This is a genomic window from Amycolatopsis albidoflavus (assembly GCF_039525725.1).
Taxonomy (GTDB): Bacteria; Actinomycetota; Actinomycetes; order Mycobacteriales; family Pseudonocardiaceae; genus Amycolatopsis; species Amycolatopsis albidoflava.
On record NZ_BAAAHV010000031.1, the window covers coordinates 299,261 to 316,183 of the forward strand.

19 protein-coding genes are annotated in these 16,923 nt (G+C 69.9%); 11 read left to right on the forward strand and 8 right to left on the reverse strand.

Annotated elements, in window-relative coordinates:
• Positions 1–32 precede the first annotated feature (32 nt).
• Positions 33–1,310, forward strand: coding sequence for a MinD/ParA family ATP-binding protein (locus ABD156_RS45965; protein ID WP_344288224.1), 1,278 nt, complete (start codon positions 33–35; stop codon positions 1,308–1,310).
• 8 nt (positions 1,311–1,318) lie between these two features.
• Here the strand turns inward: ABD156_RS45965 and ABD156_RS45970 are convergent, their stop codons facing one another.
• Positions 1,319–1,504: a hypothetical protein gene (locus ABD156_RS45970; RefSeq protein ID WP_344288226.1), complete on the reverse strand. Its 186-nt coding sequence runs from the start codon at positions 1,502–1,504 to the stop codon at positions 1,319–1,321.
• Between the two features lie 174 nt (positions 1,505–1,678).
• Positions 1,679–1,891 (reverse strand): BldC family transcriptional regulator, encoded by a 213-nt coding sequence (locus ABD156_RS45975; protein WP_009072010.1) that lies wholly within the window; start codon positions 1,889–1,891, stop codon positions 1,679–1,681.
• Between the two features lie 362 nt (positions 1,892–2,253).
• On the opposite strand from ABD156_RS45975, the gene ABD156_RS45980 reads away from it, so the two are divergent.
• From ABD156_RS45980 to cds1, 3 genes are read left to right on the forward strand one after another with little or no spacing between them, the layout of a single operon-like run.
• A complete protein-coding gene (locus ABD156_RS45980; protein WP_009072012.1) occupies positions 2,254–2,727 on the forward strand; it encodes an Lrp/AsnC family transcriptional regulator in 474 nt (157 codons plus the stop codon).
• An 11-nt stretch (positions 2,728–2,738) separates the two neighbouring features.
• On the forward strand, positions 2,739–3,029 hold the full coding sequence (locus ABD156_RS45985) for a DUF4229 domain-containing protein (protein WP_275294506.1): 291 nt from the start codon (positions 2,739–2,741) through the stop codon (positions 3,027–3,029).
• Complete coding sequence (gene cds1, locus ABD156_RS45990; RefSeq protein WP_344288230.1) at positions 3,026–4,102, forward strand: L-cysteine desulfhydrase Cds1; 1,077 nt, start codon at positions 3,026–3,028, stop codon at positions 4,100–4,102. The genes ABD156_RS45985 and cds1 overlap by 4 nt, the downstream gene beginning before the upstream one ends.
• Here cds1 and ABD156_RS45995 read toward each other — a convergent pair.
• Positions 4,080–4,727 carry a TetR family transcriptional regulator gene (locus tag ABD156_RS45995; protein WP_344288232.1) on the reverse strand — a complete coding sequence of 216 codons (648 nt, stop codon included), beginning with the start codon at positions 4,725–4,727 and terminating at the stop codon, positions 4,080–4,082. The genes cds1 and ABD156_RS45995 overlap by 23 nt on opposite strands.
• A gap of 104 nt (positions 4,728–4,831) precedes the next feature.
• Between ABD156_RS45995 and ABD156_RS46000 the strand changes: the two genes are divergently transcribed.
• A complete protein-coding gene (locus tag ABD156_RS46000) occupies positions 4,832–6,271 on the forward strand; it encodes an aldehyde dehydrogenase family protein (protein WP_344288234.1) in 1,440 nt (479 codons plus the stop codon).
• A gap of 70 nt (positions 6,272–6,341) precedes the next feature.
• On the opposite strand, the gene ABD156_RS46005 is transcribed toward ABD156_RS46000, so the two are convergent.
• The gene (locus tag ABD156_RS46005; RefSeq protein ID WP_344288236.1) at positions 6,342–7,010 is read right to left on the reverse strand and encodes an alpha/beta fold hydrolase; all 669 of its coding nucleotides are present in this window, start codon (positions 7,008–7,010) and stop codon (positions 6,342–6,344) included.
• Positions 7,011–7,098: 88 nt separating this feature from the next.
• Here ABD156_RS46005 and ABD156_RS46010 point away from each other — a divergent pair, with 88 nt between their 5' ends.
• Positions 7,099–7,872, forward strand: a complete 774-nt coding sequence (locus ABD156_RS46010) for a helix-turn-helix domain-containing protein (protein ID WP_344288237.1) — start codon at positions 7,099–7,101, stop codon at positions 7,870–7,872.
• Here ABD156_RS46010 and ABD156_RS46015 read toward each other — a convergent pair.
• From ABD156_RS46015 to ABD156_RS46025, 3 genes are read right to left on the reverse strand one after another with little or no spacing between them, the layout of a single operon-like run.
• On the reverse strand, positions 7,869–8,738 hold the full coding sequence (locus tag ABD156_RS46015; RefSeq protein ID WP_344288239.1) for a 1,4-dihydroxy-2-naphthoate polyprenyltransferase: 870 nt from the start codon (positions 8,736–8,738) through the stop codon (positions 7,869–7,871). The genes ABD156_RS46010 and ABD156_RS46015 overlap by 4 nt on opposite strands.
• A 57-nt stretch (positions 8,739–8,795) precedes the next feature.
• A complete protein-coding gene (menE, locus tag ABD156_RS46020) occupies positions 8,796–9,935 on the reverse strand; it encodes an o-succinylbenzoate--CoA ligase (RefSeq protein ID WP_344288241.1) in 1,140 nt (379 codons plus the stop codon).
• A gap of 15 nt (positions 9,936–9,950) precedes the next feature.
• Positions 9,951–10,874, reverse strand: a complete 924-nt coding sequence (locus ABD156_RS46025; protein ID WP_037818864.1) for a 1,4-dihydroxy-2-naphthoyl-CoA synthase — start codon at positions 10,872–10,874, stop codon at positions 9,951–9,953.
• Between the two features lie 93 nt (positions 10,875–10,967).
• Here ABD156_RS46025 and menD point away from each other — a divergent pair, with 93 nt between their 5' ends.
• From menD to ABD156_RS46050, 5 genes are all read left to right on the forward strand, one after another.
• A complete protein-coding gene (gene menD, locus ABD156_RS46030) occupies positions 10,968–12,644 on the forward strand; it encodes a 2-succinyl-5-enolpyruvyl-6-hydroxy-3-cyclohexene-1-carboxylic-acid synthase (RefSeq protein WP_344288242.1) in 1,677 nt (558 codons plus the stop codon).
• Positions 12,645–12,677: 33 nt separating this feature from the next.
• Positions 12,678–13,022, forward strand: coding sequence for a hypothetical protein (locus ABD156_RS46035; protein WP_344288243.1), 345 nt, complete (start codon positions 12,678–12,680; stop codon positions 13,020–13,022).
• Positions 13,023–13,113: 91 nt separating this feature from the next.
• A complete protein-coding gene (locus ABD156_RS46040; RefSeq protein WP_344288246.1) occupies positions 13,114–14,628 on the forward strand; it encodes a M1 family metallopeptidase in 1,515 nt (504 codons plus the stop codon).
• Between the two features lie 58 nt (positions 14,629–14,686).
• Positions 14,687–15,361, forward strand: coding sequence for a hypothetical protein (locus ABD156_RS46045; RefSeq protein ID WP_344288248.1), 675 nt, complete (start codon positions 14,687–14,689; stop codon positions 15,359–15,361).
• 84 nt (positions 15,362–15,445) lie between these two features.
• Positions 15,446–15,835 carry a DUF3592 domain-containing protein gene (locus tag ABD156_RS46050; RefSeq protein WP_425546132.1) on the forward strand — a complete coding sequence of 130 codons (390 nt, stop codon included), beginning with the start codon at positions 15,446–15,448 and terminating at the stop codon, positions 15,833–15,835.
• Positions 15,836–15,916: 81 nt separating this feature from the next.
• Here ABD156_RS46050 and ABD156_RS46055 read toward each other — a convergent pair whose 3' ends face one another.
• Positions 15,917–16,750 (reverse strand): inositol monophosphatase family protein, encoded by an 834-nt coding sequence (locus tag ABD156_RS46055; protein WP_344288252.1) that lies wholly within the window; start codon positions 16,748–16,750, stop codon positions 15,917–15,919.
• Positions 16,751–16,923: the final 173 nt, after the last annotated feature.

The following is a 16,923-nucleotide window of genomic DNA, read 5'->3' on the forward strand; positions in this document are numbered from 1 at the left end:
GGCCCTTCGACGTACCCGGGAGGTTGGCAACGGTGACCGGACCCAGTGAAGAGACTGCCGGGGAACAGCAGTCCGAGCAGGCCCAGGAACCGGCTGCCATGTTCTCCGAAGAACGCACCGACTCGACGCCGCACCCCGGCACCGGGCCTTACGACGCGCAGCCGACGCAGGTCGTCGACCCGCCGCCGCAGGGGGCGTACCAGCCGCTGCCGCAGCCGGGCGGCTACCAGGCGCATTACGACCAGAATCTGCCGCCGTTGCAGCCTCCCGCTCAGCAGCAGCCGTATGCCGCTCCGGGCGGGTACCAGCAGCAGCCCGCCGCTCCGGCCGGCACGCCGGTTCCCGCTCCGGGCGCCGTTCCCGCGGCGGGGCAGGGGCTTCCGCAGCCGGCCTCCGGCGCGGACGAGCTGGCCACCGCGCACCTGGTGAAGCAGCAGAAGCGAACGCCGCAGTCCGGCTGGCGCAAGGCCGTGTACTTGGGCACCGGCAAGCTGGTCAACCCGGGGGAGAGCCCCGCGGACACGCGCCGGCGCGAGCTGATCGCGCGGGTCAACCAGCCGCTGCGCGGGTGCTACAAGATCGCGATGCTGAGCCTCAAGGGCGGCGTCGGCAAGACCACCACGACGACCACGCTCGGCGCGACCTTCGCGTCCCTGCGCGGCGACCGCGTGGTGGCGGTGGACGCGAACCCGGACCGCGGGACGCTGTCGCAGAAGATCGCCATCGAGACCACCGCGACTGTGCGGCACCTGCTGCGGGACGCGGACAAGATCACGCGCTACAGCGACGTCCGGTCCTACACGTCGCAGGGGTCGAGCCGCTTGGAAATCCTGGCGAGCGAACAGGATCCGGCGGTGTCGGAGGCGTTCTCCGAGAACGACTACCGGCGCACGGTGAACCTGCTGGAGCACTTCTACAACATCGTGCTCACCGACTGCGGCACCGGTCTGATGCACTCGGCGATGAAGGGCGTCCTCGACGTCGCGGATTCGCTGGTGGTGGTGTCGTCGGGCTCGGTGGACGGGGCGCGCAGTGCTTCGGCGACGCTGGACTGGCTCGAGGCGCACGGATACGGCGACCTGGTGAAACGGTCGGTCGTGGTGATCAACTCGGTGCGGCCCAAGGGGAGCTCGGTCGATCTGGACAAGCTGGCCGCGCACTTCGGGGCGAAGGTGCGGTCGGTGTGCCGGATTCCGTTCGACGCGCATCTGGAGGAGGGTGCGGAGATCGAGCTGGAGCGCCTGGGCGGAGACACTCGGCTGGCGCTGCTGGAACTGGCGGCGACTGTGGCCGACGGATTCTCTTCCTGAGCCAGCGGTCAGGAGTCGCTGTCGTCCGGACGTCGGTTGCGCTGCTCTTCAGAGAGCTTGCGCAGGAATTCGGGATCGTCGTCAGGAGCGACGGCAGGACGGCGTTGCGGGACACTGATCCGCTGCGCGCCTAGTGCCCGCCACAACAGAACGGCGATGGTGATAGCGCCCACCGCTGCGAGCAAAGGAATCATGCCCGAGGTCCTTCCGTCGTGCTGGCCCCCCAGGTTAGCCGCAATTCGGCTGAACGGGGGGACGGGACGGCGGGCGCGGCAGGCTCGGAACGCGGCGAAGGGTCGTGACCGGCAAGCGATGCGGGAGGCACCCCTTGCCACTCACGACCCTTCGTCGTCTGCGTGACCCGCGAATCAGATCTTGCGGGTCGGTTCGCTGGCGTCCGTGGTGAGTTCGGCCAGCAGGTCGTTCACCTCGGACTCGCGGAACCGGCGGTGTCCGCCCGGCGTCCGGATCGAGCCGATGCGGCCCGCGGTGGCCCAGCGGGTCACGGTCTTCGGGTCCACCCGGAACAGAGCGGCCACCTCACCCGGGGTGAGCAACCGTCCGCCCATGGTTGCGGTCATTTTCCGCCTCCTTAACGCCCAACTTGCTATACCGGGGGCATCGGGCGATTTCGCCCGTCGCGCCCGGGTGGCCAACGCGGCAATCGTGGCACTTCACCCGTCGGGTACTCGAACGGTTGTCCTTGGGTAAAGAGCCCTTAAAGTGCAAAAGGGACATAACTCAGCAGATTCTCAGGATCGCTCAGGGCCCGTTCGCGTCCCGCTGACCAGGCATTTTCCCACCAGGTGCGCCGAGATTCGGGTAAAGACCAGGCAAAGGCCGGGTGCAGGCGCCATCCGCGGCCGAGGTTGCTGTGACGCAGGAGACAATCCGGGACCTACCGGGATGAGCCGGTCGCGGGCCCGCGCCGCATAATGGGCCGGTGGATCAGCTGGACCGGAAAATCATCGCCGAGCTGCGGGCCAACGGCCGGGCCACCTACGCCGACCTCGGCCGGACGGTGGGGCTCTCCGCGTCGTCGGTGCACGAACGCGTCGGAAAGCTCGAGGCGGCGGGCGTGATCACCGGGTACCACGCGATGGTCGACCCGAACACGGTCGGCCTCGGCGTCACCGCGCTGGTCGGCATCCATCCCACCGACACCGCCACCGACGAGGACGTCGCGGCTTCGCTCGGCGAATTGCCCGAGGTGGAGAGCTGTTACGCGGTCGCGGGCGACGAGGCCTTCGTAGTCAAGGTGCGGGTTTCGACGGTCGACGAGCTCGAGCTCACCCTCGGCCGGCTGCGCCGCATCCCCGGCGTCGGCCGCACCAATACGACAGTCGTGCTCTCCACCCGCTTCGAGGGCCGCCCCAACAACGCGGGCCTGGACGAAGACCCGGCAAGCGGGGCGTAGCCTGTTTCGGTGTGAGCGAGACACCGGACCACCTTCCCCGTGACCTGACGGTGTACTTGATCGCGCGGTTCGCGCTCGTCGCGGTGGTCGCGGTCGTGCTTTCGCTGGTCGGCGTGCCGCTGCTGGTCTCTTTGCTGATTGGGCTCGTCGTCGGCCTTCCCCTCGGCCTGCTGCTGCTGCGCGGCCTGAACCAGCGCGTGACGGCCGGTCTGGCCAAGCGCAACGAATCCCGCGCGCGTGCTCGTGCCCAGCTGCGGTCGCAGCTGCGCGGCGAGACCCCGGCCGACGATTCCGCGGCATGAGCAAACCGCACAGCCGCGCCTGGGTCCGGGAAGCCGTCCGGATCATCGAGGCCGACGCCAACCGCAGCGCCGACACTCACCTGCACGTTTTCCCGCTGCCCCCGGAATGGGGCATCGATCTTTACCTGAAGGACGAGTCGGTGCACCCGACCGGCTCGCTCAAGCACCGGCTCGCGCGCTCGCTGATCCTGTACGGCCTGGTCAACGGGCACATCGGCCCGGACACCGTGCTGGTCGAGGCGTCCAGCGGCTCGACCGCGGTGTCCGAGGCGTACTTCGCGCGGATGCTCGGCCTGCGGTTCGTGACCGTCGTGCCGCGGCGGACGAGCAAGGAAAAGATCGCGCTCATCGAGTTCTACGGCGGCGAGTGCCACTACGTCGACGCGGCGCCGGCGATGTACCCGGAGGCCGAGCGGCTGGCCGCCGAGTGCAACGGGCATTACCTCGACCAGTTCACCTACGCCGAGCGCGCGACGGACTGGCGCGGCAACAACAACATCGCCGAATCGGTGTTCGCGCAGATGCGCGCCGAACGCCACCCGGTGCCGTCGTGGATCGTCGTCGGCGCGGGCACCGGCGGGACGAGCGCGACGTTCGGCCGCTACGTCCGGTACAAGCGGCACACCACGAAGATCTGCGTGGTGGACCCGGAAAACTCGTCGTTCTACGGCGCGTGGGAAACCGGCGCGGCGGACTACGCGACCGGAATGCCGTCGCGGATCGAAGGCATCGGACGGCCGCGCTGCGAACCGTCGTTCGTGCCCGGCGTGATCGACGAGATGTTCCAGGTGCCCGACGCCGGTTCTCTCGCGGCGATCCGCTTGCTGCGCGACCGCACTGGGCACTGGGCGGGCGGTTCGACCGGGACCAACCTGTACGGCGCGTTCCAGCTGATCTCGCGGATGCTGTCGGAAGGCCAGGCGGGTTCGGTAGTGACGCTGCTGTGCGACGGCGGCGAGCGGTACGCGAACACGTACTACTCCGACGAATGGCTTGGCGAGCAAGGGATCGATCTCGCGCCGCATCGGGCGCGGTTCGACGAGTTCCTGCTCACTGGCCGGTTCGACGCCTGACGTCCTGGTAGCCCAGCGTCAGCACGACTATCAATCGGCGCAGCCGGTCCTCGAAGTCGAGGCGGGAGCCGGCCAGGCGCGGATCCTTGATGGCTTCCTGGACGGCTTCGTTCGGGTGCGCCAGCGGCCACATTCCCGCGGTGAACATGAAGATCGCGGACGACAGTTCTTGCGCGGTCTCCGCGGAAAGACCTGGCAGCGCGGCGTGCAGCAGGTCAGCGGTGCGGGCGTTGTGCTTCGCCGACCGCAGCTTGTAATCCCGCGCGGTCTCCGTCGAGACATTCCGTTCCAGCACGTTCGCCAGCACGCTGATCAGTTCGCACAGGATCGGTCGCGTCGCGAGTGAACGGGCGAGGGTCGCGGCGACCTCCGACAGGTCGCCGTCCAGGGTGAGCGAATCGAGCCACGCGCCGCGGGCGCGGTCGAGCACCTCCAGGTAGACGGCCTCCCGCGTGGGGAAGTAGCGCGCGACGTTCGACGCCGACAAGCCCACCCGCCGGGCCAGTTCGCGCATGCTGATTTCGCCGACGGACGACTCCGTCATCAGCTCTTCCGCCACGTCGAGGATCGCCTCGCGGCGGGCTTCCACCTGCTCAGGACTGCGGGCGCGCTGGAACTCGGACACGCCGGAAAGTGTAACAGGACACTGCTCTCTTGATAAAAGAACAGTGCGCTGTTAACTTCGAGAACAAGAGAGCAGTGTTCCGTTAACTAGGGCAGGAGAACCCGATGCGCACCTACGACCAGCTCTTCCTCGGCAGCCGCTGGACCGAACCCGCGACCGCCGACACCTTCGAAATCCGCTCGCCGCACGACCGGGCGCTGGTGGGGATCGCGCCGAAGGCAGCGGTGGCTGACGTCGACCGCGCGGTGGCGGCGGCCCGGCGGGCGCTTGAACCGTGGGGCAGAACTCCGCTGGCCGAGCGGCTACGCCTGGTCGAACGGTTCAACGAGCTGCACGCCGCCCGCGCGGACGAGATCGCCGAACTAGTCACCGCGGAGAACGGCTCGCCGAGCTGGTTCACCGGCTGGACGCAGCGCAACCTCCCGGAGCGCACGGCAGCGTGGCTCAAGCTCGCGCGCGAGTTCTCCTGGGAAGAGACGCTGACCGACGAGGCGGGCAACCGGACCATCGTGCGCGCCGCGCCGGTCGGCGTGGTCGCGGCGGTGATCCCGTGGAATTCGCCGCACTCGGCCGCGCTGGTGAAGCTGATCCCGGCGTTGCTGGCGGGCAACCCGGTGCTGCTGAAGGCCGCGCCGGAAACCGCGCTCGACGCGATGGTGCTGGCGGAGATCTTCGAGCAGGCCGGTTTCCCCGAGGGCGTGGTGAGCGTGTTCGCGGCTGACCGCGACGTGAGCGAGCACCTGGTGACGCACCCCGGCGTGGACAAGATCGCGTTCACCGGCTCGACGGCCGCCGGGCGGCGGATCGCGTCGCTCGCCGGAGCCCAGCTCAAGCGGGTCGGGCTGGAGCTGGGCGGCAAGTCCGCGGCGATCGTGCTCGCGGACGCGGACCCGAAAACCGTCGCCGAGGGGATCCGCACCGCGACGTTCGCCAACAACGGCGAAATGTGCGTGGCCCACACCCGCATCCTCGCCGCGCGCGAGCGATACGCCGAGGTTGTGGCGGCGCTAGCGGAAATGGCCGACGGGCTGGTGGTCGGCGACCCGGCGAAGCCGGACACGTTCGTCGGGCCGATCGTGCGCCAGGACCAGTACGAGCGCGTGCTGTCGTACCTGCGGCTAGGCGTCGAGGAAGGGGCGCGGATCGCGGCGGGCGGGGCGGAGCCGTTCGCGGATCCCGAGCTGGCGAACGGGTTTTACGTGCGTCCGACGGTGTTCGCCGACGTAACGAACGACATGCGGATCGCGCGCGAGGAGATCTTCGGGCCGGTGCTCGTGGTGATCCCGTTCGACACCGAGGAGGAGGCGACCCGGCTCGCGAACGACTCCGACTACGGCCTCAGCGGCGGCGTGTGGACGGCTGACGCGGAGCACGGCGTCGAGGTCGCGCGGGCGGTGCGCACGGGGACGTTCCACGTCAATGGCGCGCCGCGGCACGGGAACGCGGCGTTCGGCGGGTTCAAGGCCAGCGGGATCGGCCGCGAGTACGGCTCGCACGGGTTGGCGGAGTTCGTGGAGTGGCAGGCGATCGCGGTCGGTCGCTAGAGGGACCGCGAACGGCTCGGCGAGCAGGGGCGCGGTTCGACGAGTTCCTGCTCACCGGCCGGTTTTCGGGTTAGTCGTTCAGCAGTTTCGCGACGCCTTCCGGGTCTTCGCGCATCGCGTTGTGGGCGGTGGGGAGAACGTGGACCTGCCACCGCGGGTCGGCTTCGAGCCGGTTCCGGAGTTCGGTGAAGGGCGTGCCTTCCCATCCGGAGCAGTAGACGAACTCGCGCCGGGGAACCTTGGCGAACTCCCCGGTGAGCCGGATCGTCTGGAGCAGCGAGGCGAGCGGATGCGGACGGCGGCGGGCATCCCGGCCATCGCGTTCCGGCGGCCGGACGGCGTACCCGGTGTCCGCGGCGCCGGCCACGAACGCCTGCCGGTACGCCTCGGTGGTCGATGACCAGCACGAATCGCCGTCGTCGGGCACGTAGCCGTCGAGATGCACCACCCGGGAGACCCGGCCGCCTGCCCGGTCGGCCGCGGCGGCGATCACCATCCCGCCGTAGCTGTGGCCGACGAGCGTCGCGTCGGTGATGCCGGCGCGATCGAGCAGGTCCACTACGTCGGCGGCGTGGGTGTCGAGGTTGGCGCCCGCGACCGTCGCGGCGTCGTCGTCCGGCCGCAGACCGGTCAGGGTCAAGGCGTGCACGCTGTGCCCGGCGCGCTCCAGCAGCGGCACTACCTCCTCGAAAACCCAGCCGCCGTGCCAAGCACCGGGGACGAGAACGAACGTCGACATTGCATTTCTCCCTTAAACAGCAACAGGTTCTTCGAGAGAAAGCCTTTCAAGAACTCCGGCTGGCTTGTTAACGCTAGAATGCCAACTGATGCCCGTTCCCCGCCAAACCATCACTTCGTACCTGTGGCCGTCCGGCGGCAGGCATCTCTGGCCGTCCGGCGAAACCAGCGAGCTGCAGTCGCACGAGCGAGGACACCTGGTCTACGCGGCTCGCGGCGTTCTTGTCGTGCAGACCGAGTACGGCACGTCGCTCGCGCCCGCCAACCGAGTCGCCTGGACGCCCGCCGGGTTCCCGCATTTCCATCGTGCCCACGGCGACACCGACATCCGGATCGTCTTTCTCGCGCCGTCGCTGGCCCAGCTCGTCTCGGATCGGCCAGCGGTGTTCCGGACGTCCGGCCTGGCTCGCGAGGTCCTGCTCGCGCTGACCGGGCCGCGCAACTACGAGGGTTCCGGCTACAGCGGCTCCGCGCGTGCTCGCCTCCACCGGGTCCTCGTCGACGAACTCCGCGAAGCACCCGACCCGCCGCTGCAACTGCCCGCGCCGCAGGACGACCGGCTGCGGGCGATTGCCGAGAGGCTGCACGAGAATCCGGCGGACAACGCCACGCTGGCCGAACTCGGCAAGGCGATCGGGGCCAGCTCGCGCACCCTCAGCCGGCTGTTCCACGACGAACTCGGCATGACCTTCTACGAGTGGCGCACCCAGCTCCGCGTCTACCACGCGCTGGTGCTTCTCGCCGACGGTCACGACACCGTCCGCACCGCTTACGCCTGCGGCTGGGCCAATCCCAGCGGCTTCATCTCGGCGTTCACCGCCATCATCGGGACAACGCCGGGCCGCTACCGAGGCGGCCGCTAGAGCGCCAGCGCGACCGCGCTCAGCACCGCCCACGCGAGCATCGCCATACCGGTGTCGCGCAGGGCCGGGATCAGCTCACGGCCCTTGCCGCCACCGCCGACGGCCTTGATCGGCTTCAGCAGCAGCGGCGCGGTCACGAAGGTGATGAACAGCAGCGGATGCCAGACGCCCATCAGCACGGTGAGCGCGTACGGCACCGTCACCAGGGTCAGGTAAAGCTTGCGCGTTCCGCCGTCGCCCATGCGGGTCGCGAGGGTGTGTTTGCCGGACTCGATGTCGGTGGGGATGTCGCGCAGGTTGTTCGCGACCAGCACGGCCATCGAGAACGAGCCGACGGCCACGGCGCAGCCCAGTGCGTCCCAGCTGACGCGGCCGGCCTGCACGTAAACCGTGCCGAGGACGCCGGCCAGGCCGAAGAACACGAAGACCGCGAGCTCGCCCAAACCGTAGTAGCCGTAAGGCTTTTTGCCGCCGGTGTAAAACCACGCGCCGAGGATGCAGAGCGCGCCCATCGCGAGCAGCCACCAGTATCCGCTCAGCGCGACGAGCGTCAGGCCGAGCACTCCGGCCAGCCCGAGGGAGGTGAGCGCGGCGCGCAGCACGGCCTTCGGGTTCGCCGCGCCGGAGCCGACGAGACGCAGCGGGCCGACGCGGTGTTCGTCGGTGCCGCGGATGCCGTCGGAGTAGTCGTTGGCGAAGTTCACGCCGATGATCAGCGACAGCGAGACCAGCAGCGCGAGCAGCGAACGCCACCAGGAGAACGCGTCGAGCGCGATCGCCGCTCCGACCCCGGCCACGACCGGCGCGATCGCGTTCGGCAGCGTCCTCGGCCGCGCGCCTTCGATCCACTCACTGACTGTCGCCATGGGGTCCATTCAACGCCATGCGATCTTCACCCGTTCGGTGAACCCGCTCAGTGCGTCTCAGTGCGTTCGGAGGGCGGCGACCACTGCCTGGCGATCGATCTTTCCCGGGCCGCGCAAGGGGAGCGCGTCGGTGAACTCGATGCGTTTCGGCGTCGCGGCGGCACCCATCTCAGCGCGGACGGCGGCTCGCAGCGCGGCCTCGTCTGCCGAAGCCACCACCATCGCGACCACCGCCTCGCCCCACTGCGGATCGGGAATGCCGACGACACAGGCGTCCCGCACCCCGGGCTGGGCGCCGAGCAGGCGTTCGATCGCGGCGGCGGAGACCTTGACCCCGCCGGTGTTGATCACGTCGTCCGCGCGCCCGAGCACCTCGACCCGGCCGTCCGGCAGCAGCCGGCCGCGATCGGAGGTCCGGAAAGAGCCGTCCCGGAACGACTCCGCGGTCAATTCCGGCGCGAGACGGTAGCCGTGCGACAGCACCGGCCCGGAGATCCACAGCCGCTCGTCAGCATCGGGCTCCACGCGCACACCGTCGAGCGGAATGCCGTCGTAGACGCAGCCGCTGGCGGTCTCGCTCATCCCGTACGAGGGGACGATCCGCACGCCTTCCTCGGCCGCTTGCGCGCGCAGCTTCGGCGAGGTGGCGGCGGCGCCCAGGATGATGCCGTCGAACGCCTTCGCGGCGGCCAGGCCAGCGCCGCCGTCGTCGAGCAGCCGGACGAGCTGGGTCGGCACGAGCGCGGTGTAGCGCGGGCCGTTCACCGCGAGCACGGGCGCGGCCGCGGCGGCGAACTCGTCCGGACGGAAGCCGACGCCGGTCAGGAACGCCGGTTTCGTGCCCGCCAGGCGCGCCCGGATCAGGACCTGCAGGCCGCCGATGTAGTGCGCGGGGGTGGCGAGCAGCCAGTGCCCGGGGCCGCCGAGCCGGGCGTGCGTGGCCGTCGCGGACGCGGTGAGCGCTCGCGGCGACAGCAGCACGCCCTTCGGCGCTCCGGTGGACCCGGACGTGGCGATCACCACGGCAGTGTCCGGCTCGACCGGCTGCTCCGGGGCCATCGCTTCGAGCAGCGCGGGGGCCGATGGATCCGCCGAGTTCAGCGGCAGCACCGCCGGGCCGCCGTCGAGGGCCGCCGCCAGGGCCGCGTCGAGGGCGGTCAGCGCGTCGGCGCTGCCGTCGAGCCACACCACGTGCACGAGGAACGACCTATCTCAGTAGTAGTACGGGTAGTCGGACCAGTCCGGGTCGCGCTTCTCCAGGAACGCGTCGCGGCCCTCGACGGCCTCGTCCTGCATGTACGCCAGCCGGGTGGTTTCGCCGGCGAACAGCTGCTGTCCGACGAGCCCGTCGTCGATCGCGTTGAACGCGTACTTCAGCATCCGCTGCGCGGTCGGCGACTTGCCGATGATCGTCCAGCCCCATTCGAGCGCGACCCGCTCCAGCTCGGCGTGCGGAACGACCTCGTTGACCGCGCCCATCCGGTGCATCTGCTCAGCGGTGTAGTCGCGGCCGAGGAAGAAGATCTCCCGCGCGAACTTCTGTCCGACCTGCCGGGCGAGGCCCGCCGAGCCGTAGCCCGCGTCGAACGAGCCGACGTCGGCATCGGTCTGCTTGAACCGCGCGTGCTCGGCCGAGGCGAGGGTGAGATCGCACACGACGTGCAGCGAGTGCCCGCCGCCCGCGGCCCAGCCGGGCACCACGGCTACCACGGGTTTCGGCATGAACCGGATCAACCGCTGCACCTCGAGGATGTGCAGCCGGCCCGCCCGCGCCGGGTCGACCGTGTCCGAGGTCTCCCCGCTCGCGTACTGATACCCGGAGCGTCCGCGAATACGCTGGTCACCGCCGGAGCAGAACGCCCAGCCGCCGTCCTTGGGCGACGGGCCGTTGCCGGTGAGCAGGACGCACCCGACGTCCGAGCTCATCCGGGCGTGGTCGAGCGCCCGGTAGAGCTCGTCGACGGTGTGCGGGCGGAAGGCGTTGCGGACCTCCGGACGGTCGAAAGCGATCCGGACCACCCGTTTGCCGGAGCGGGCGTCTCGCGAACGGTGGTAGGTGATGTCGGTGAAGGAGAACCCTTCGACCTCGGACCAGGCGGCGGGGTCGAACAGCTCGGAAACTCGGGCGTCATCCACGTTTGGGAGAATAGGACCTGTGGACATGATCGCTGTGCCTGACGCCGCCCCGGGGAAGAGCCCGTCGGACGGCGCCCTAGCAGGGGCTTGCCGGTGAACCCGTCCACCGCGCAGGCCAGGGTCATCGTCGACGAACTCGTCCGCAACACCGTGTCGCACGTGGTGTTGTGTCCAGGATCTCGCAACGCGCCGCTGTCCATCGCGCTTTACGACGCCGCCGCTTCGGGACGGCTGAAGCTGCACGTCCGCATCGACGAACGCGGCGCGGCGTTCCTCGCGCTCGGCATCGCGGCGCGCACCGGCCGTCCGGCGGCGGTGGTCTGCACCTCCGGCACCGCGGCGGCGAACTTCCACCCGGCCGTGCTGGAGGCAGACCGGGCGGGCGTGCCGCTGATCGTGCTCACCGCCGACCGTCCGCCTGAGCTGCGTTCGGCGGGCGCGAGCCAGGTGATCAACCAATACGAGCTGTACGGCGACGCTGTCCGCTACTTCGACGAGCTGGCCGTGGCCGAGCGCCGGGCCGGGCAGAACTCCTACTGGCGCAGCCAGATCTGCCGCGCGTGGAACGCCGCGTACGGCGAATGGCGTTGCGGGCCGGTGCACCTGAACATCCCGTTCCGCGAGCCGCTCGTGCCGGATCTCGACGATGACGGGCAGTGGTACGAATCGCTCGAAGGCCGTCCGGACGGCGAACGCTGGACCGAGCTGCCGGACTTCGGCGCGCTGCCCTCGTTCGTGGTGCCCTCGGCGCGGCACGGCCTGGTGATCGCGTGCGACACCGGCGCGCAGGCGGCCAGCGAATGGGCCGAACAGCACGGCTGGCCGGTGGTTTCGGAGACCGGCGGGCTGGGCCTGTCCGGCGCGACCGCGATGTCGTCCGGCGCTTGGCTGCTGGGCGTCGAGGAGTTCATCTCGCGACACCGTCCCGAGCAGGTGCTGTGCCTCGGCCGTCCGACGGTGTTCCGGCAGGTGCAGAAGGTGCTGTCGGATCCCGAGGTCGAGGTGCTGCTGGTGCGTCCGGATTCGGACTGGCCTGCCCCCGCGCACAACGTCCGCCAGGTCGGGCAGTGGTTCGCCGAGCCGACGAAGCCCGCCGACCCGGAGTGGCTGGCGAGCTGGCAGCGTGCGGACGCCGCGGCCAGCCAAGCGGTTTCGACGGCGCTGGCCGCCGAGCCGTGGCCGAGCGGCGTACGGGTGGCGACCGAGCTGGTCGACGCGCTGCCGGAAGGCGCGCTGCTGGTGGTCGGCTCCTCGAACCCGACGCGCGATGTCGCGCTGGCCGGACGGCTGCGTCCGGACGTCCTGGTGCACCGCAACCGCGGCGTCGCCGGGATCGACGGCACGGTGTCGACGGCCATCGGCGCGGCCACTGTGCACCGCGCTCCGTCGTACGCGCTGCTCGGCGATCTGACCTTCCTGCACGACGCGTCCGGCCTGCTCACCGGGCCCGCGGAGCAGCTGCCGGATCTGACGATCGTGGTGCTGAACGACGACGGCGGCGGCATTTTCTCGCTGCTGGAGCAGGGTGCGCCGGAACACTCGGCGAGCTTCGAGCGCGTCTTCGGCACGCCGCATGGCGCGGATTTGGGCGCGCTGTGCGCGGGCTACCGGGTGCCGCACGTCCTGGCCGAGACGGTCGAAGAGTTCCGTGCCGCGTTGGAGCCGGCGCCGGGCCTGCGAGTGGTCGAGGTCCGGGTCGACCGGGCGCAGCACCGGAATCTCCACGCGCGGCTGAAATCCGCGGTCGCGGAAGCGGTGGGGACGGTTTAACCGGCGGGGGGCCGGCGAAAAATGGGGGATTTCTTGACCGAGGCGGACCTGCGGCCGCGAGGCCGGTGGGCCTGGTTCAGCGCGGCGGTGGCGGCACTGGCCCTGATCGGGCTGGTGTGCTCGTATTTCTCGTCGTTTCTGGTGATGGCCAGCGACAACTGCTTCGCCGGGGACAGCAGGGCGATCTGCAGCGCGGCCGGGCAGCAGGCGGTCGCCTCGCTGCCGTGGGTCGGCTGGTTCGCGGCGATCGCCGGCTCGTTCGCGACGGCCGGGCTGGCCGTGCGGCGCGGCTGGGGACCGTGGCCGGGGCTCTACGCGGGCCCGATCCTGTACGGCATTCCGATCGCCATCGCGTGGTGGATCGCCGAATCCGGTTGATCTTCCCAGTGGGTAAGAACCCGTCCTTCGGACGTACCTGTGCGGTGCTGACGTGGATACGTTCGGTCGCATTGGCCACCTTGGAGGAACAATGCGATCGAGAACTCGGGCCGGGATCGGGGCGGTTGCGGCTGGAGTCGCGACGGTGCTGCTGGCGGGCACCGCTTCGGCAGTGCCGGCACCGGGCGCGCCCGGCGTCGGCGACCCGTACTACCCGAACGCCGGCAACGGCGGCACCGACGTGCAGCACTACGACATCCGCGTGAGCTACCAGCCGGAAACCGACGTCCTGTCGGGCACCACGACGCTGCTGCTCACCGCGACGCAGGACCTGTCGCGCTTCGATCTGGACTTCGCGCTCAAGGCGTCGAAGGTGCTGGTGAACAACCGGCCGGCGCAGTTCACGAACCAAAACGGCGACGGCGAGCTGGTGATCACCCCGGCGCAGCCGCTGCTGAAGGGCCAGTCCGCGACCGTCGTCGTGAGCTACTCCGACAGCCCGTCGACGGAGAAGGTCGGCGGCCTGAACACGTGGAAGAAGGGCGCTTTCGGGGCGCTCGGCGTCGACGAGCCGCAGAGCGCGCAGTGGTGGTTCCCCTCCAACGACCACCCCACCGACAAAGCGACTTACGACGTGTCGATCGAGGCTCCGGACGGCCTCTCCGCCATCACGAACGGCACGCTGGTCAAGAAGACCAAGAAGCGCGCTGGCTGGACGCGGTGGAACTGGCGCAGCACCAAGCCGCAGGCGACCTACCTGACGTCGTTCATCGTCGGCAAGTACGACGTGGTCCAGTCCACCACGCCGGACGGCAAGCCGTTCATCACCGCCTACGGCGCGGATCTCGGCGACTCGCTCGACGCGGCCAAGGCGAGCGTGGAGCGGACGCCGGAGGTCGACGAGTTCCTGGCGTCGCAGTTCGGGCCTTACCCGTTCGAGGCCGAGGGCGGCGTCGTGACCAGCGGGATCACCTTCTCGCTGGAAAACCAGACCCGGCCGACCTACGGCGCGCGCAACTTCGCCGCCGGCGCCAACACCACGCTGATCGCGCACGAGAACGCACACCAGTGGTTCGGCGACAACGTTTCGCTGGGCAAGTGGAGCGACATCTGGCTGAACGAGGGCTTCGCGTCCTACGCCGAGTACCTGTGGTCCGAGCACCAGGGCGAGGGCACGACCGCGGAGCTCGCGCAGTACGCGTACGACTCCTACGCCGCCGACGACCCGTTCTGGCAGGTCCTGCCGGGCGACCCAGGCGAGCCGAAGCAGTTCGACCGCGCGGTGTACGACCGGGGCGCGATGGCCGTGCAGGCGCTGCGCAAGACGGTCGGCGACGACGCGTTCTTCTCGATCCTCCAGCAGTGGCAGGTCGCGAAGGCGGGCAAGGCGGCGGTGATCCCGGACTTCGTGGCGCTCGCGGAGAAGGTGTCGGGCAAGCCGTTGCAAGAGCTGTTCCAGACCTGGCTGTTCACCAAGGGCAAGCCCGCGGTTGGTCCTAATGGGACGGTCGCGGCCCGTGCGTTCGCCGCTGCTCCGGCGAAGCCGAAGGCGTGGGACCAGATCCAGGCGAACCACCGTGCGCTGGCGGAGGCCGACCGGCACTGAAATTCGCTTGCCTGGCTGCGGGATCCTGGAGAGTTCCGCTCTCGGCAAGGAGGATTCGGTGGCCATGAAAGTGCGGGCGCAGCTCCGCCACGCTCGGCTCGACGGCCGGGAGTGGCGGGTGCTGCGCCCTGCTCCCGCTCTGGATACCGCGGTGTTGTTCGAGCTCGCGCCGGGCATGGAGATGTCGCACGTGGAGATGTACGTCGACCGCAGCGCGGCATACCGGATCGGCGTGCTGTGGCTGCTGGCCTCGCGGTCCCGGCACACGATCATCCACCTGCCGTTGCGCTCCGGACGGATTCCCGCGGAACCGGAGTTCTCCGGTCGTCCGCTGGATCTCGTGCTGAGCCAGCACACCGCGCACCTGCGTCCCTCGCAGTGGCCGCGGCTGCGGGCGGCACTCGGCCCGCCCCGGCCGCATACGGTGCGGATCCCGGCCGATCGGCGCCCGATCGAATGGCCGGAATGGCCGACGCGGGACCGGCTGCTCGACCGGTACCACGCGGACACGATGTTCTTGACCGGCAGCGCGGCGGTCTTCCGGCACACCGCCGAGGACTTCTTCGCTCTCGCGTTCGGCGCCCCGGGTTCGGCACCGGGCGAGGAATCGCCGCACCACAAGTGTTTTCAGCTGCATTGGACGTCTCGGCTGCTGGTGAATGCGTACAACCTGCACGTGATGTACCGGGCGCACTGGCTGCCGAGTGCCGAGCTGGTCGGCGCACCCGACTAAACTCTCGGTGTGGCAGCCAGGAGTGTGAAGGCACGGCGGATCGCGTGGTTCGCCGTGCTGGGCGTAGCCGTGCTGCTCACCGTGATGTGCGTGAGCCTGGTTTTCGCCGCGTTCCGCAACGACAACGCCATCGAATCGCACCTGGGCACCGCGACCGCGACGGTCGAGTCGGTGGCGTTCGACCGCACGATCATCCAGTACCAGACCCCGGACGGCATCGTGCACAGTCCGCCGACCGGGGTGTTGTACCCGTCGGGTCTCGCCGCGGGCCAGCTGGTGGCGATCGAGTACGACGCGACCAGCCCGGAGCTGACCCGGGTCGCCGGCCGAACCGCGACGCTGACGCTGCTGCCGGTGGGGATGACGGTGCTGATCACGTGGCTGGTCGCGGGCCCGCTGCTGTGGTGGCTGCGCAGGCTGATCAATCGGGACCGGTCCGCCGCCGCTCCGGAACCGATCCCCGCGAAGGCGTAGCTCGGGCGGCTCGGCGAGGTCCGTGAGGGGAACCTTCACGGACTCTGAGTCCCTCAGGGTTCCCTTCACGGACTTCAGGCATCAGGTGCCGACGGTTTCCTGCCACCAGCCGAGGACCTCATCAGCCACGCCGGGGGCGGCGACCAGCAGGCCGTCCGTAGGCAGCGCGGCGTCCTCGCCGTGTTTGTCCAGCACCACCGCACCCGCCTCGATCGCCATCGCGACCGACCCCGCGACGTCCCATTCGTGGTAGCTGTGCAACACCGCCGCGGCCGCGTGCCCCAGCGCGACCTGTGCGATCGACAGCGCGGCCGACCCCAGCACCCGCACCCCGGCGTGCGCGGCCGCCGCTCGTTCGATGAACTCGCCCATCCCCGGCCACGGCCCCTTGCGCGCCAGTTCGGTGCAGACGATCGCCCCCGCCGTACCCGAACGGTCCACCAGGTTCAGCGGTTTCCCGTTCGCCCGGGCCCCGCGTCCGCGGGCGGCGGCGTAGATCTGCGCCCGGTACGGATCCGCGACCACGCCCACCACCGGGCCGCTCGCGTCGACCAGGGCGAGGCTGTAAGCGCACCAAGGCACTCCGGCGACGTAGTTCGCGGTGCCGTCCACCGAATCGACCACCCAGCGGTATTCCGCGACGTCCGCGCCGTGGTCGGCCCCGAATTCGTGGCCCACCACCGGGATTCCGGGGAACTCCGCGGTCAGCACGCGGCGGGTGTGCCGTTCCAGGATCCGATCGGTGTCGGTGACCCAGTCGAACGGCGAATCCAGCGTCGCCGGGTGCGCACCGCGGCCGGCGGTCGCGGTGATCACGTCGGTGGCGTCGTTCGCCAGCCGCCCCGCGACCTCGAGCGCTCGGGAGAGCAGCCCGGGTTCGACGGGCCGCGACGGCCTGGAGGACAAGAGGGTCATGCCTGCTTAGTCTGGGTGTTCCTGGTGTCCGGGACACGACCGGAAGATGACATGTCGTGGCGAATTCTTCGACGGTCGGCGCCGGATCGCGGACGCTGCGGAGTGTTTCGCCACCGTTGGCCGGTCGGTTACGCGGGATTGGCCCGCCCTGCCTGCGGTTTTGCGACAGTGAC

Excerpts from the sequence above, each read along its gene's own strand:
- ABD156_RS45970 (WP_344288226.1), bottom strand. The coding sequence starts at position 1,504 with ATGATTCCTTTGCTCGCAGCGGTGGGCGCTATCACCATCGCCGTTCTG.
- ABD156_RS45975 (WP_009072010.1), bottom strand. The coding sequence starts at position 1,891 with ATGACCGCAACCATGGGCGGACGGTTGCTCACCCCGGGTGAGGTGGCC.
- cds1 (WP_344288230.1), top strand. The coding sequence starts at position 3,026 with ATGAGCAAACCGCACAGCCGCGCCTGGGTCCGGGAAGCCGTCCGGATC.
- ABD156_RS46000 (WP_344288234.1), top strand. The coding sequence starts at position 4,832 with ATGCGCACCTACGACCAGCTCTTCCTCGGCAGCCGCTGGACCGAACCC.
- ABD156_RS46005 (WP_344288236.1), bottom strand. The coding sequence starts at position 7,010 with ATGTCGACGTTCGTTCTCGTCCCCGGTGCTTGGCACGGCGGCTGGGTT.
- ABD156_RS46010 (WP_344288237.1), top strand. The coding sequence starts at position 7,099 with ATGCCCGTTCCCCGCCAAACCATCACTTCGTACCTGTGGCCGTCCGGC.
- ABD156_RS46015 (WP_344288239.1), bottom strand. The coding sequence starts at position 8,738 with ATGGCGACAGTCAGTGAGTGGATCGAAGGCGCGCGGCCGAGGACGCTG.
- ABD156_RS46040 (WP_344288246.1), top strand. The coding sequence starts at position 13,114 with ATGCGATCGAGAACTCGGGCCGGGATCGGGGCGGTTGCGGCTGGAGTC.
- ABD156_RS46050 (WP_425546132.1), top strand. The coding sequence starts at position 15,446 with ATGTGCGTGAGCCTGGTTTTCGCCGCGTTCCGCAACGACAACGCCATC.
- ABD156_RS46055 (WP_344288252.1), bottom strand. The coding sequence starts at position 16,750 with ATGACCCTCTTGTCCTCCAGGCCGTCGCGGCCCGTCGAACCCGGGCTG.